Origin of the sequence: Devosia sp. Root685, from assembly GCF_001427875.1 — a bacterium.
Lineage (GTDB): Bacteria > Pseudomonadota > Alphaproteobacteria > Rhizobiales > Devosiaceae > Devosia.
Window position 1 is genome coordinate 1,260,592 of the sequence record NZ_LMHK01000001.1, and the last position, 13,727, is coordinate 1,274,318.

12 protein-coding genes are annotated in these 13,727 nt (G+C 61.8%); 7 read left to right on the forward strand and 5 right to left on the reverse strand.

Going from position 1 to position 13,727, the window contains the following annotated elements; genetic code table 11:
* Positions 1-50: 50 nt before the first annotated feature.
* From ASD83_RS06075 to ASD83_RS06090, 4 genes are all read right to left on the reverse strand, one after another.
* Positions 51-560, reverse strand: a complete 510-nt coding sequence (locus ASD83_RS06075; RefSeq protein ID WP_056308865.1) for a GNAT family N-acetyltransferase — start codon at positions 558-560, stop codon at positions 51-53.
* Positions 560-1,660: a M24 family metallopeptidase gene (locus ASD83_RS06080; protein WP_056308868.1), complete on the reverse strand. Its 1,101-nt coding sequence runs from the start codon at positions 1,658-1,660 to the stop codon at positions 560-562. The genes ASD83_RS06075 and ASD83_RS06080 overlap by 1 nt, the downstream gene beginning before the upstream one ends.
* Positions 1,661-1,855: 195 nt before the next feature.
* Positions 1,856-3,445 (reverse strand): ABC transporter substrate-binding protein, encoded by a 1,590-nt coding sequence (locus ASD83_RS06085; RefSeq protein WP_056308870.1) that lies wholly within the window; start codon positions 3,443-3,445, stop codon positions 1,856-1,858.
* The gene (locus ASD83_RS06090) at positions 3,442-4,116 is read right to left on the reverse strand and encodes a helix-turn-helix domain-containing protein (protein ID WP_056308871.1); all 675 of its coding nucleotides are present in this window, start codon (positions 4,114-4,116) and stop codon (positions 3,442-3,444) included. The genes ASD83_RS06085 and ASD83_RS06090 overlap by 4 nt, the downstream gene beginning before the upstream one ends.
* Before the next feature lie 210 nt (positions 4,117-4,326).
* On the opposite strand from ASD83_RS06090, the gene ASD83_RS06095 reads away from it, so the two are divergent.
* Genes ASD83_RS06095 through ASD83_RS06115 form a run of 5 tightly spaced genes read left to right on the forward strand, consistent with a single transcriptional unit; the run spans position 4,327 to position 8,297 of the window.
* A complete protein-coding gene (locus ASD83_RS06095; protein ID WP_244489127.1) occupies positions 4,327-5,319 on the forward strand; it encodes an ABC transporter permease in 993 nt (330 codons plus the stop codon).
* On the forward strand, positions 5,319-6,221 hold the full coding sequence (locus tag ASD83_RS06100) for an ABC transporter permease (protein WP_056308872.1): 903 nt from the start codon (positions 5,319-5,321) through the stop codon (positions 6,219-6,221). The genes ASD83_RS06095 and ASD83_RS06100 overlap by 1 nt, the downstream gene beginning before the upstream one ends.
* Entirely contained in the window at positions 6,218-7,054 is an 837-nt protein-coding gene (locus ASD83_RS06105; RefSeq protein ID WP_056308874.1) for an ABC transporter ATP-binding protein, read from the forward strand. The genes ASD83_RS06100 and ASD83_RS06105 overlap by 4 nt, the downstream gene beginning before the upstream one ends.
* Positions 7,051-7,782, forward strand: a complete 732-nt coding sequence (locus tag ASD83_RS06110) for an ABC transporter ATP-binding protein (RefSeq protein WP_056309922.1) — start codon at positions 7,051-7,053, stop codon at positions 7,780-7,782. Before ASD83_RS06105 ends, ASD83_RS06110 begins: the two co-directional genes overlap by 4 nt.
* A 26-nt stretch (positions 7,783-7,808) precedes the next feature.
* A complete protein-coding gene (locus ASD83_RS06115; RefSeq protein ID WP_056308876.1) occupies positions 7,809-8,297 on the forward strand; it encodes a hypothetical protein in 489 nt (162 codons plus the stop codon).
* Positions 8,298-8,434: 137 nt separating this feature from the next.
* Here ASD83_RS06115 and putA read toward each other — a convergent pair whose 3' ends face one another.
* Positions 8,435-11,803 carry a bifunctional proline dehydrogenase/L-glutamate gamma-semialdehyde dehydrogenase PutA gene (gene putA, locus ASD83_RS06120; protein ID WP_056308877.1) on the reverse strand — a complete coding sequence of 1,123 codons (3,369 nt, stop codon included), beginning with the start codon at positions 11,801-11,803 and terminating at the stop codon, positions 8,435-8,437.
* Positions 11,804-11,923: 120 nt separating this feature from the next.
* Here putA and ASD83_RS06125 point away from each other — a divergent pair, with 120 nt between their 5' ends.
* The gene (locus ASD83_RS06125) at positions 11,924-12,391 is read left to right on the forward strand and encodes an Lrp/AsnC family transcriptional regulator (RefSeq protein ID WP_056308879.1); all 468 of its coding nucleotides are present in this window, start codon (positions 11,924-11,926) and stop codon (positions 12,389-12,391) included.
* Between the two features lie 136 nt (positions 12,392-12,527).
* On the forward strand, positions 12,528-13,565 hold the full coding sequence (locus ASD83_RS06130) for an ABC transporter substrate-binding protein (protein WP_056308881.1): 1,038 nt from the start codon (positions 12,528-12,530) through the stop codon (positions 13,563-13,565).
* Positions 13,566-13,727 lie beyond the last annotated feature (162 nt).

Genomic DNA, 13,727 nt, shown 5'->3' on the forward strand with positions numbered 1-13,727 from the left:
CGGGCCGACCTCTCCCCCAAAGGGAGAGGTGAAAAGGCTCCCCCATCCGCCTACCGGCGCGCCAGCAAAATCGACGGCTTGTCGTGGTAGGAGATTGTCTTCTCTTCCACATATCCCATGCGTTGCGCCAGCCTGAGTGAGGGCGTGTTTTCCGGGTCGATCAGGCAGCAGGTGCGCGCCATATCTTGCGCATCTGCCCAGGCCAGCAGCGCCGTGAGCGCCTCCACGGCAAGGCCCTGTCCGTGATAGTCGGGATGCAGAACCCAGCCGGCTTCGGGCTCTTTCAGCGGTGGCTCGATGGTCCGATGAAAATCGGCGAGGCCGAATTCGCCGATCACGCTGCCGGACTGCTTTTCGACCACGGCAAAGTAGCCGTAGCCGAGCAGGTCCCAATGCCCGGCATAGCGCAGGATGCGCGACCAGACTTCTTCGGGCGTGCTGGGGCGACCGCCGATATAGCGGGTCACTTCAGCATTGCCCCAAAGCCGGCAGCAGGCCGCGAAATCGGCGACCTGATGGCGGCGGAGGGTTAGCCGCTCGGTTTCCAGAACCGGCGACATCAGCCCGCGGCGACGGCAGTGCGCGGCATTTCCGAGAAGATTTCGGCTTTGCCGTTGCGGATGATGACAATTTCTTCGAGGCGGAGGCCAAACTTGCCCTGGAGATAAATGCCCGGCTCGATGGAGAAGACCATGCCTTCGTCGAGCACGGTTTCGCTGGTGCCGGTGATGTAGGGCGCTTCGTGCACGTCGATGCCGAGGCCATGGCCGGTGCGGTGCAGGAAATTGGGACCGTAGCCGGCGGCGGTGATGACATCGCGCGCAGCCTTGTCGACGTCGCTGGCGACGACGCCGGGTTTTGCAGCGGCAATGGCGGCTTCCACGGCGCGGTCGATGATCGAGTGGATCTGGCCATACCCCTCGGGCGCTGACTGGAAATAGCCCATACGGGTCATGTCGGACGGGTAACCGTCGAGGCGGCAGCCGGTGTCGATCAGCACGGCGTCGCCTGATTTAAGCTGGGTCGCGCCGGTGTGGTGGTGCGGGAAGGCGCCGTTGGGACCAAAGCAGACCGAGCAAAACTCGGTGGTGGCGCCATTGGCCTTGTAGAATTCGCCGATGAAGGTGGCGACGTCGACTTCGGTCATGCCGGGCTTTAGAGCGGCGAAGGCCGCTTCCACCGCGCGATCGTTGAGCAGGTGTGCGGCTTTGATCAGCTTGTACTCGGCCTCATCTTTTCGCGAGCGCAGATAGCCGACCGTATCCTGGGTGAAACGGCGTTTGGCGCCCGGCAGCGCGTCGAGCAGCAGCAGAGCGAAATCGGCGCGCATGGTTTCGTCGAGCACGACCGACGGATTTTCGCGCGAAATCCCGGTTGCTTCGATCAGTTGTTCCAGCGCGGCGCCCGGGCCCTCGGCATCGGCCCAGGGAAAGAAGGGCAGATCGGTATGCTGGCGCGAGGAATCGACGTTGAGCGAGGGCATAAGGAAGCCGGCATAGGTCTGGCTGACCAAGAGCATGACGGGGCGTTCGTCGCCATGAGGCGAGAGATCGGCCAGCCAGCGCATGTGGCTCGACGGGCCGATGGCCACGAGATCGGTTGAGGTCTCGGCCATGCGGCGGCGGAGATTGGCCATGCGGGTGGTGAGCGCGGGGTTCATTGTCGGTCTCAAAACTGGTTTTGGGCTTTTAAGCCCCTCACCCTAACCCTCTTTTTCCAAGGGCTAGGGTGAGGAGCTCTGAGGGAAAATGGGCGGAGCCGGACGGGAGGAGGTGTCCGGCTCCGCAGGCGGCGACCGAGGGACAATCGCCGCCATTGGTGATCGCGGGGATTTTGGCCCCGCGACCGTATTGGATCAGTTCTTCGTCACGAGACGGTAGTAGACGAAATCCGAGTTGGAGCCGTTCACATAGCCTTCGACATTGTTGGCCATGCCGATCTGCAGCTCGGCCTGGAACATGATGACGATCGGGCTTTCGGCCTGAACCTTCTTCTGGAGGTCGATGTAGAGCTCGTTGCGCTTGGCCTGGTCGGGCTCGGCGAGAGCGGCGTTGACTTCGTCGTTCATCTCGGCCGGCACGGCCCAGGCGTTACGCCAGGTCGTGGTCGCGGTGTAGTTGTCATCAGCATTGTTCGAATTGTAGGCGAAAGCCTTGGCGTTCGAGTGCGGGTCCATGAAGTCCGGGCCCCAATAGAGCAGCATGGCCTGGTGGGTACGTTCACGGTACTTGGTGATCACCTGAGCACCGGTGCCGGGCAGGATTTCGAAGTTGATACCGGCTTCGGCAAAGCCGGCCTGCAGCGACTGGGCAATGTCGGTGAACGGGGTCGAGTTGATCACGTCGAGAGTGACGTTGATCGGGGTCTGGATGCCGGCGTCAGCCAGGATCTGCTTGGCCTTTTCGACGTCGTAACTATATGGCGTTTCGTCATAGGAGCCGGGGAAACCCTTGGGCCAGAAGGCCTGGTGCTTTTCCATCTGGCCCTTGAGGAAGGTCTCGGTCATCCCGTCATAATCGACGAGGTAACGCGCGGCTTCCCACACGGCCGGCGGGGTCAGCGATTCCGTCTTCTGGTTGAACGAGAGGAAGTGGACGGCAGCCTGCGGGTAGGACTCGACCTTGACCGTATCGGCCGGCAGGCCGGCGATCTGGTCGGGGGTCAGGTTCTTGGCCATATCGACATCGCCCGAGGTCAGCAGCAGCTGCTGGGTCGCGGCTTCGGCAACGTGACGGATCAGCACCTGCTTCATGGCCGGAGCGCCATCGAAATAGGTTTCGTTGGCGGTGAGGCGAACGAGTTCGGCCGGACGGTAGTCGGTCAGCACATAGGGGCCGGAACCGGCCGAGTTGGTGTTGAGCCAGGCATTGCCCCAGTCTTCGCCTTCAACGTGCTGAGAGACCAGCACTTCGTCGACGATGGCGGCCGGGCGGGCGGCGAGCACGTTCAGCACGAAGGCGGAAGCGAAATCGCCGGTCCACTTCACGGTGACGGTATTGCCGTCAACGGTGACCATTTCGTCGATGTTTTCCGGGGTCCAGCCGAGCTGAGTCAGGATGAAAGCCGGGGTCAGATTGAGCGTGATGACGCGCTTGAACGAATAGTGCACGTCTTCGGCGCGGACCGGATTGCCCGAGGCGAAGGTAGCGCCTTCGCGCATGGTGAAAGTCAGCGACTTGGCGGCTTCGTCGGCAGTCCATTCCGAAGCAAGGCCGGGGGCGAGAACAGTGGTGTCCTCGGCGGCATACTGCACCAGATGGTCATAGAGGTTGGCGTTGATTTCGCCGGCCGAGAATTCATAGGCCTGGGCGGGATCAAGCGCGACGATGTCGTCGATATTCTGAGCGATCACCAGTGCATCGGCTGGGGTCGCGGCGTAGACGGCGCCAGCTGCCAGCGGCAGACTGAGCGCGGATGCCAAGAGGGCAGCGCGGAAGAGTTTCATGTGCGTTTCTCCTTTGAAATGACTTTTTTGCGGACCGGCTTGTTGACGCCGGTTTTGGGTTTCGCGACCACCGGGCGCGGGGGGCGCGCGGTAGAGCGGAAAAGGGCAAGCGTGCCGGTCCAGAGGAGCTTGGCAGGCTGATCGGTGTGGTTTGACCACGAATGGGGGCGGTTGCCGCGGAAATGGAGGCTATCGCCTGATTTCATCACCATCTCCTCGCCGTCGAGGCGCTGGGTGATGGCGCCCTCGAGCACGTAGAGAATTTCCTCGCCCTCGTGGGCAACGGTCTCCGACCGGTAGCCGGGCGGCACGAGCATGATGAAGCTCGAAAGCTGATTGCCCGGAAAATCGGCGCCAAGGCGCTCGTAGATGATCGAAGAGCCGTCAAGCGAGAAGCGATTGCGCTCCCCTGCCCGCGTCAAGGCATTGTGCGGCGCGGGGGCTGCGACGAAATACTCTATGGAAACGCCAAGGGCCCGGGCAATCTGGGCGAGCGTGCCGAGCGAGGGCGTGGCATGGTCGCGCTCAACCTGGCTGAGATAGCCCACCGAAACCTCGGCGGCGGTACCCAGATCCATGAGCGTCATATGCTGCTGACGACGGCGCGCACGAATGAGCGCACCCACTTTCGGGTGCCCCTGCTCCACATCTGCCAGAGCGCTCTGTGCCATCCGTCCCACCAAAATTTTTTTGATATAAGCAAAGTTTCTTGTATGGTGAAAGTGAAATGTGAAGGTTTTGCAACCCGCAAGAGATTCAGCTTGCGGCAATAAAACCTTGTTCTTGCAAGAGGATTTCGTGTGACGACAGAACAGCCCGCACTGACCTCACCAACGGGGCCAAATTTATCTGGCAGGCGCGCCAGGCGTCAGGCCACGGCTATTGCCGGCTTCCTCATCACACTTTTCCTCACCTTTTTAGGCCTCCTGGCCATCACCTTCTTCATCGGGCGCGTGATCCCGATCGATCCGGTGCTGGCTGTGGTCGGCGACCGCGCAACACAGGCGCAGTATGACGCGGCCAAAATCGCCATGGGGCTTGATCGGCCGCTTTACGAACAGTTTTTCTCCTATGTGGTGAACGTTTTTACGGGTGACCTCGGACGATCGGTTTCGACCGGCCGCGCCGTTGCCGACGATCTCAGCCGGTTTTTCCCCGCAACATTTGAAATGGCGACGCTGGGTATTCTGATCGGCGTCGTCATCGGTGTACCGCTCGGGGTGACCGCTGCGGCACGTCAGGGTTCTTGGCTCGATCAGGCCATTCGCGTCGTTGGTCTGCTTGGCTATTCGGTGCCGGCTTTCTGGCTGGGGCTTGTGGGTCTCGCCATCTTCTATGCGCGGCTGCGCTGGGTTGGTGGACCGGGTCGTCTCGACATTTTCTTTGATGGGCTGGTGACGCCAATCACGGGCATGATCCTGATCGACAGCCTCATTCAGGGCGAGTTCGAGATTTTTATGAACGCGCTCTGGCACATCATTCTGCCAGCGTCGGTGCTGGGCTTTTTCAGCCTTGCCTATATCGCTCGCATGACGCGCAGTTTTATGCTGGATCAGTTGAGCCAGGAATTCGTCACCACCGCTCGCGTCAAAGGCGTGCCGGAGCGGATCGTCATCTGGCGCCACGCTTTTAATCCTATTCGCGTGCCGCTGATTACGGTTATCGGGCTCTCCTATGCCGGCCTTCTCGAAGGTTCCGTGATGATCGAGACGGTGTTCTCCTGGCCCGGCATCGGCAATTATCTGACGACGGCGCTGCTCAATGCCGACATGAATGCCGTGCTCGGTTCGACGCTGGTGATCGGCGCCGTCTTCATCGTCATCAACAAAGTTTCGGACGTGCTTTATCGCGTCCTCGATCCGAGGGCACGCTAATGACCACTCGCGCCTGGCTTCTCGCCGATTCCCCCACTTCGCGCTGGCAGGCTAATGCCGGGCGCGCCTATCGGGTGTTCACCGCCCTCCTCCGCAATCCGCTTTCGGTACTGGGCGGGGTCATCATTCTCGTGCTGCTGCTGACGGCGCTGTTTGCGCCGTGGATCGCGCCGTTTTCGCCAACCGGGCAGAACCTGAGCCAGCGCCTCTTGCCGCCCTCGGGCGTCAACTGGATGGGCACGGATGAGCTTGGCCGCGATATCTTTTCGCGCGTGGTCTGGGGTTCGCAGATTACTCTCACCATCGTCTTGCTGGTGGCGCTGATCTCGGCGCCGCTCGGGCTGCTGATTGGCGCGATTGCCGGCTACTTTGGTGGCTGGGTCGATAAGATCCTCATGGGCTTTACCGACATCTTCCTGTCGCTGCCCAAATTGATCCTGGCGCTGGCCTTTGTGGCGGCGCTTGGGCCGGGCATCAACAATGCCATCATCGCCATCGCCGTCACCTCGTGGCCGGCTTATGCCCGCATCGCGCGCGCTGAAACGCTGACCATTCGCAATGCCGAATATATCTCGGCGGTGCAGCTGGCCGGGGGCGGGCCGATCCGCGTGATCGTGCAGCACATCCTGCCGCTTTGTACCTCATCGATGATCGTGCGCGTGACGCTCGATATGGCCGGCGTGATCCTGACCGCAGCGGGCCTCGGCTTCATCGGCCTCGGCGCACAGCCGCCGCTGCCCGAATGGGGCGCGATGATTTCGCGTGGCCGCACCTTCATTCTCGATCAATGGTGGGTCGCCACCATGCCCGGCTTTGCCATCATCATCGTCTCGCTCGGCTTCTGCTTCCTCGGCGACGGCCTGCGCGATGTGCTCGACCCCAAGAGCGAGGGCAAGTCATGAGCGCGCCTCTCCTTGAAGTCGAAAATCTGCGCGTTTCGTTTCCGACGCATTCCGGCCGCGTCGAGGTCGTGAAAGGGCTCTCCTTCACCCTCGGCCGCGAGCGGTTGGGCATTGTGGGCGAAAGCGGGTCCGGCAAGTCGATGACGGGCCGCTCGATCCTGAAGCTCATTCGCAAGCCGGGTGAAGTGACCGCCGACAAGCTGCATTTCGATGGGATCGACATTCTCGACCAGAGCGAAAAACAGATGCGCGCCATCCGCGGCGCCCGCATTTCCATGGTCATGCAGGACCCGAAATTTTCGCTCAACCCGGTGATGACCGTCGGGCAGCAGATCGCCGAAGCGCTGGTGACGCACCAGAAGCTGGGTCGCAAGGAAGTGCAGCAGCGCATTCTCGACATGCTGACGGCCGTGCGCATCAACGATCCAGAGCGCGTGGCAAAACTCTATCCGCACGAGGTTTCGGGCGGCATGGGCCAACGCGTCATGATCGCCATGATGCTGATTCCCGAGCCGGAGCTGCTCATCGCCGACGAGCCGACTTCGGCGCTCGACGTTTCGGTGCAGGCGCAGGTGCTCGACATCATCGATGATCTCGTCACCCGTAAAGGCATGGGCCTGATCCTGATCAGCCACGATCTGGCGCTTGTCAGCCGCTATTGCGACCGCATCCTGGTGATGAATTCGGGGCAAGTGGTTGAGGAATGCGCGGCGGGGCAGCTCGATCAGGCGCAGCACCCCTATACGCGCGGGCTGCTGGCGGCCATGCCAGTGCTGAACGAAACACGCGACGAATTGCCGGTGCTCGACCGGACACAATGGGCGGGCACATGAGCGCACTTACCCTCAAAAATCTCGACATTTCCTATGGCGACACCAAGGTCGTGCATGGGGTCAACCTTGACGTGCCGGAAGGCGAAAGTTTTGCCCTCGTGGGTGAGAGCGGCTCGGGCAAATCCACGATCCTGCGCGCCATTGCCGGGCTCGCACCCGAATGGACCGGCGAGATTTCGGTGCTGGGCACGCCGCGCACCCATCGCGTCGACCGCAATGTGTCGCGCCAGGTACAGATGGTGTTTCAGGACCCTTATGGGTCGCTGCATCCGCGCAAGACGATCGATTCTGCTCTGTCCGAACCGCTCGCCATCCACGGCATCGGCAATCGCGACGAACGCGTCGAAGCGGTGCTGAAGCAGGTCGGGCTCGACCAGCGTTTCCGGTTTCGTTTTCCGCACCAGCTTTCCGGCGGCCAGCGGCAGCGCGTCGCCATTGCACGGGCGCTGATGCTCGAACCCAAAGTGCTGCTGCTCGACGAGCCGACCTCGGCGCTCGACGTTTCGGTGCAGGCGGAAATTCTCAATCTGTTGAAGCGCCTGCGCCGGGAACAGAACCTCACCTTCCTGATGGTGACACATAACCTGCCCGTCGTGAGCTTTCTCTGCGACCGCCTCGCCGTGATGCGGCATGGCCGGATCGTTGAAATTGCCGATGTCGCCCAGCTCAAGCAGGGCGAACTCAGGGAGCCCTATTCGCGCGAGCTCCTCGCAGCGACGGCCGGCTAACAATTTTAGACCAAGGACTTGCCCATATGACTGACCATTCCGCCGCCCTCGCGGCATTCGATGCTGCCATTGCCGAGACCAAGGGCGTCGAGGCGGCTTTTGCCGCGCTGCAGACGCTGGCCGAAGCGACGGTTGGCGTGAAGCTTTTCACCTATATGACGGTCGATATGACCAATGAAGTTGCGCGCCGCGCCTATACGAGCGATGCCGCGAGCTATCCGACCTCGGGCACCAAACCGATCCATTATGACGCCTGGTTCGACATCGTGCACAAAGAGCACGCCTATTTCGTCGCCAACACGATCGAAGACATCGCCAAGGTGTTTCCCGACTATGAGCTGATCAATTCGCTCGGCTGCCAGTCGGTGGTGAATATGCCGGTGATCCTCGGCGGCGAACTGGTGGGCACGGTGAATATGCTGCACGAGACCGGCTACTACACGCCCGAGCGCGTGGCGGAGATCAAGGCGGTGCTGTCGATCCCGGCGAAATTGGCGGCAGCTGTCGCCTGGTGAGATTGAACTTCAGGTAAGAAAAACAAAAGCCCGCGGCGGTTGCTGCGGGCTTTTTTGTCTCCGTGGTTGCCGTTACCCCCGCCTAGCCTCCCCCTAATAGGGGGAGGGATCTGCCGGTGCCAAGGGGAGGGTTAGCCTCAGCTTGCCGTGGCGATCAGCGTGGCATTGCCGCCGGCCGCCGTGGTGTCGATGCAGACGTGGCGTTCGTGCTGCAAGCGGGCCACGTCTTCGGTTGATGTGAGGATTGGCAGGATCGGGCCGTCGCGACCGGCTAGGGTCTTGCGGATCGTTGACAGCGTCGCGTCATCGCCAAACCAGGCGACGGCGTCGAAGGTGGCGACGGCGAGCATATCCTTGTCCAGCGAGGCGACCAGCGGCACGCAACCGGCCTGGCCGGCCATGACCTTCTGGGCCGAAATATCGGCTTCGGTCGGGCCGAGGCACAAGAGGGTTCCGCGCGGCGAGACGTGCAGCACGTTGCTTTCGCCGGTGGGACCCGGCAGGGTTTCGGCGGCGGATTGCAGACCGGAATGACCCTTGGTGAAGCGAGCCACGTAGTGTGGACCGCCGGCCTTGGGGCCGGTGCCGGAGAGGCCTTCGCCGCCAAAAGGCTGGGAGCCGACGACGGCACCGATCTGGTTGCGGTTAACGTAGATATTGCCGGCGTGAACTGCGGCCGAGACCTTCTTTACGCGGCTCGAAATACGCGTGTGCATGCCGAAGGTCAGGCCATAGCCGGAGGCGTTGATGGCGTCGATGACGCTATCGAGCTCGTCGGCCTTGAAGGTCGCGACATGGAGGACCGGCCCGAAGATTTCTTCGGGGATTTCGCCGATGCCACCGACCTTTACAACGGTGGGCGCAACGAAGGTGCCAGCGGCGGGCGCCTTCATGGCGTGAATCACATTTGTGGCGTTGACCTTCAGATACGCCTCGATTTTCTTGCGCGCCGGCTCGTCGATGATGGGGCCGATGTCGGTGGCGAGATCCCAGGGATTGCCGAGGGTCAGTTCGTCCATCGCGCCCTTGAGCATTTCAATGGTCCGCTCGGCTGCATCTTCCTGCACATAGAGCACACGGAGGGCCGAGCAGCGCTGGCCGGCGGACTGGAAAGCCGACGCGATTATGTCGCGCACCGCCTGTTCGGGCAGCGCGGTCGAGTCGACGATCATGGCGTTGAGGCCGCCGGTTTCGGCGATCAGCGGCGCCTTGGCATCGACATGCTCGGCCATGGCGCGATCGATGCGATGGGCGGTCGGCAGCGAGCCGGTGAAGGCGACGCCGGCTATGCGGGCATCTGAGGTCAGTGCTGTGCCGACGTCGGGGCCGCCCGGCATGAGCTGGATGGCGTCCGTCGGAATGCCGGCTTCGTGCATGAGCTGCACGGCGCGGAAGGCAATGAGCGGGGTCTGTGGAGCGGGCTTAGCTATCACGGGATTGCCGGCGACGAGCGCCGCGGCGATCTGGCCGGAGAAGATGGCGAGCGGAAAGTTCCATGGCGAGATGGCGACGAAGGGGCCGCGGGCAGCCGCCAGCGGCTTGGTCTCGGCTTCGTCGGCGTAGTAGCGGAGGAAGTCCACGGCCTCGCGCACTTCGGCCACCGCGTCCGCCCAGGATTTTCCGGCTTCGCGGGCTAGCAAGGCGAAGAGTTCGGCGCGGTTGGCCTCGTAGAGATCGGCCGTTTTGCGCAGCAATTCGGCGCGGGTGCCGGCGGCGGTCTGCGGCCAGGTGCTGGCGACGGCGGCAGAGATGGCCGCGGTGACGCCCTTGGCCGAAGCCGAAACGACTTGGCCAACGATGTCGGTCGGGTCCGCCGGGTTGATGACCGGCGTGGTTTCGCTTGAGGCTTCCGCAAGCGGCAGCGGTGTTGCGAGCCATTGAGTCTTGCAGAAGGCTTCGCGGGCCGCCTCCACGGCGCCGAAGGCCAGCGGATCGGTCAGGTCGAGACCAGCCGAATTGCGGCGCGCGCCGAAGACGGCATCGGGCAGCGGGATGTTGGGGTTGGCAAAGGTGTCGAGCGCGAGGAGCTTGGCGATCGGGTCTTCGGCAACCTTGGCGGCCGGAATGTCCTCGTCGGCGATCTGATAGACGAAGGAGCCGTTGGCGCCGTTTTCGAGCAGGCGACGCACAAGATAGGCCAGCAGATCCTTGTGCGGACCGACCGGCGCATAAATGCGCGTACGCGTGCCGTGGTTGGTGCGCAGCACTTCGTGCAGGCGCTCGCCCATGCCGTGGAGGCGCTGGAACTCATAGGTGTCGTTGAGGCGTCCTGCTTCGGCGGCGAGATGCAAAACGGCAGCGGCCGTGTGGGCATTGTGCGAGGCGAACTGAGGATAGACGCGCTTCTTGGAAAACAGCTTTCGCGCCGCAGCGATGTAGCTGACGTCGGTGATGGCTTTGCGGGTGTATACAGGAAACCCCGGCAGGCCGAGTACCTGGGCGCGCTTGATTTCGGCATCCCAATAGGCGCCCTTCACCAGACGCACCATGATCTTGCGATCGTACTTTTCGGCCGTGGCATCGAGCCAGTCGATCAGCGGCAGGACGCGCTTGCCATAGGCCTGAACGACGACGCCAAAGCCTTCCCAACCGGCGAGTTCGGGTGTTGCCAGCACGGCCTCGATGATTTCCATCGAGAGATCGAGGCGATCCATTTCTTCGGCGTCGATATTGAAGCCCATGTTCGCTTCGCGGGCGGCAATAGCCAGTTGCCGAGTGGCTTCAACGAGTTCGGTTAGGACGCGCTCGCGCTTGGCATATTCGTAGCGTGGGTGCAGCGCGGAGAGTTTTACGGAAATGCCGGGATTGTCGCGCACCGCCGAGGAGGTGCAGTGCGGGGCGAGCGTCGCGATGGCATCCGAATAAGCGTTGAAGTAGCGCTCTGCGTCTTCGGCGGTGCGGGCGGCTTCGCCGAGCATGTCGTAAGAATAGCGATAGCCCAATGCTTCGGGCTTTTTAGCATTGGTGACGGCTTCGTCGATGGTGCGGCCAAAGACGAACTGGCTGCCGAGGAGGCGCATGGCCTGGCCGACGGCGGTGCGAATGACCGGTTCGCCGAGACGGGCAACGGCGCGGTGCAGCGCGTTCCTGGGGCCGACTTCGGGATCGCCGAGCACGTCAGCCGTGAGGTTCAGCGCCCAGGAGGAGAAATTGACGAGCGAATTGGAGGAGCCGCCGAAATGGCTGGCCCAGTCAGACCCGCCAACCTTGTCGTGGATCAGCATGTCGACGGTTTCCGCATCGGGAACGCGCAACAGCGCTTCGGCCAGCGACATCAGCGCCACGCCTTCGTCGGTCGCGAGACCATATTCGGCGAGGAAGCTTTCCATCAGGCCGAGCTTGTTGCCGGTGCGGACTGATGTCACCAGCTTTTCGGCATGGCCGGAGATGGTCTGGCGTTGCGCGGCATCAAGGCCGGTGGCCTCGATCAGCTGGGGAACAAGGATGTTTTCATCCGCATAGATACGGGCGCGCATGGAGTCGCGAAAGGCGGTCGTGTCGGTCATGGAAGAGCACTCAAAAGCGTTGCCTTAAAATGCCAGAAGCCGGGAAGTCGTTTCGCCTATTTGTATGGCCGCAACGCGACGACGGTGGTAATTTTGCCTGACTAGGCAGGCGAAAGCACCATGAGAACCGTCACTCTCGAAACTTTAGACCAGATCGACCGCAAAATTCTTGATGAGCTGGCGCGTGATGGCCGCATCAGCGTCGCCGAACTGAGCCGCAGGGTCAATCTTTCCAAGACTCCATGCCAGGCGCGGATCAAGCGTTTGGAGGCCGAGGGCTATATCCTGGGCTATCGCGCGGTCGTGGATCCCAAGCGACTGGGATTGCCCCATGTCGCCTTTGTGGAAGTCAAACTTTCCGATACGCGCAAGGCGGCGCTTGCAGCCTTTAACAAGGCCGTGCGCGCCCTGCCTGAGGTCGAACAGGCGCACATGATCGCGTCCAGTTTCGACTATCTGTTGAAGGTGCGCACCAAGGATATCGCCGCCTATCGCGAGGTGCTGGGCGAAAAAATCTCGGCCCTACCGCATGTTGCCCATACGAGCACGCATGTCTCGATGGAGGCCGTTAAGGACGACGCCGAATAGAGCAGCGATTTCATGCGGATTGCGACGAAAGCCTACAAATTAGTCTTGTGTTAACTCGGCCGCAAAAATAGGCTGAAATTCGAGGGAGCACACTCAATCACCAGCGGTCCCAAGCCTGCTGGAACAGGGAACAGACATGTCACGTATCGTTGCAACCACTCTGGCACTTGGCCTTGCCGCCACGGCCGCTTTTGCTACGCCTGCCTTCGCGCAGACCAAGACGCTCACCATCTCCTGGTGGGGTTTTAACGGCGAAAAGCTCGAATCCATCATTCTGGCCCCGTTCCGCGAAAAGTGCGGTTGCGAAATCCAGTTCGAAACCGGCAATAATGGCGAGCGCCTGAACAAACTGCAGATCCGCGATGGCGCTGGCGTCGACGTGGCCTATTTCACTGACAATTTCAGCCAGCAGGGCATCGAACTGGGCCTGTTCCAGAAACTCGATCGCACCAAGCTCCCGAACCTTGAAGGCGCTTACGATCTCGCCCAAGACCCGCAGGGCGGCTATGGCCCGGCCTATTCGATCGGCCGCGTCGGCGTCGTCTATGACAGTGCCAAGGTAACGACTCCGATCACCTCGTGGAACGACCTGTGGCGCGAAGACCTCGCCTCTTCCCTGTCGCTGCCGGGTATCACCACCACGGCCGGTCCGATGGTCGTGCTCAAGGCCGGTGACCATCAGGGCGTCGATGCCTTCGCGGATCCCGATGGCGCCTTTGCGGGCGTTGAAGCGCTGAAGCCGAATGTGGTGAAAAACTACAATACCGGCTCGGAGATGATCAATCTCTTCTCGACCGGCGAAGTCACCGCGGCCATCGCTCAGGACTTTACCCTGGCCCAGATCCAGGCCGCGGTTCCCACCGTCGTCTGGGCTGACCTGTCCGAAGGTTCGATCGCAACGCTCAACACGGTCAATATTCCGAAGGGTGCTGCCGAGCCGGAATTGGCCTATGAGTTCATCAACTTCATCCTGTCGCCCGAAATCCAGCAGCAGTTGGCCGAACAGGGCGTTGATGCTCCGGTCAATACCTCGGTCACCCTGACGCCGGAACAGGCAGCGCTCTGGACCTATGGTGCGGACGTGATCGCCGGCCTGCAGCGCGTCGACTATGCCAAGCTCAATGCCGCCAAGGGCGGCTGGGTCGATCGCTGGAACGAAATCTTCGGCATGTAAGATTTTCAGGTGGGGGAGGCGCGCTTCCCCCACCCTCCTTTCTGCATGACTATCCACAGCCAATTCACGGAGCCATTCCCGCGGATGCGGGAATCCCTCTAGAGCTTGGCTCCTTAGAATGTCGCTGACGTGGAAAAAAGCGTCGCAAGGCGGCAAGAGTAA

Bases quoted from the DNA above. Each gene is read 5' to 3' on its own strand.
- ASD83_RS06075 (WP_056308865.1), bottom strand. From the start codon at position 560: ATGTCGCCGGTTCTGGAAACCGAGCGGCTAACCCTCCGCCGCCATCAG.
- ASD83_RS06080 (WP_056308868.1), bottom strand. From the start codon at position 1,660: ATGAACCCCGCGCTCACCACCCGCATGGCCAATCTCCGCCGCCGCATG.
- ASD83_RS06085 (WP_056308870.1), bottom strand. From the start codon at position 3,445: ATGAAACTCTTCCGCGCTGCCCTCTTGGCATCCGCGCTCAGTCTGCCG.
- ASD83_RS06090 (WP_056308871.1), bottom strand. From the start codon at position 4,116: ATGGCACAGAGCGCTCTGGCAGATGTGGAGCAGGGGCACCCGAAAGTG.
- ASD83_RS06100 (WP_056308872.1), top strand. From the start codon at position 5,319: ATGACCACTCGCGCCTGGCTTCTCGCCGATTCCCCCACTTCGCGCTGG.
- ASD83_RS06105 (WP_056308874.1), top strand. From the start codon at position 6,218: ATGAGCGCGCCTCTCCTTGAAGTCGAAAATCTGCGCGTTTCGTTTCCG.
- ASD83_RS06110 (WP_056309922.1), top strand. From the start codon at position 7,051: ATGAGCGCACTTACCCTCAAAAATCTCGACATTTCCTATGGCGACACC.
- ASD83_RS06115 (WP_056308876.1), top strand. From the start codon at position 7,809: ATGACTGACCATTCCGCCGCCCTCGCGGCATTCGATGCTGCCATTGCC.
- putA (WP_056308877.1), bottom strand. From the start codon at position 11,803: ATGACCGACACGACCGCCTTTCGCGACTCCATGCGCGCCCGTATCTAT.
- ASD83_RS06125 (WP_056308879.1), top strand. From the start codon at position 11,924: ATGAGAACCGTCACTCTCGAAACTTTAGACCAGATCGACCGCAAAATT.
- ASD83_RS06130 (WP_056308881.1), top strand. From the start codon at position 12,528: ATGTCACGTATCGTTGCAACCACTCTGGCACTTGGCCTTGCCGCCACG.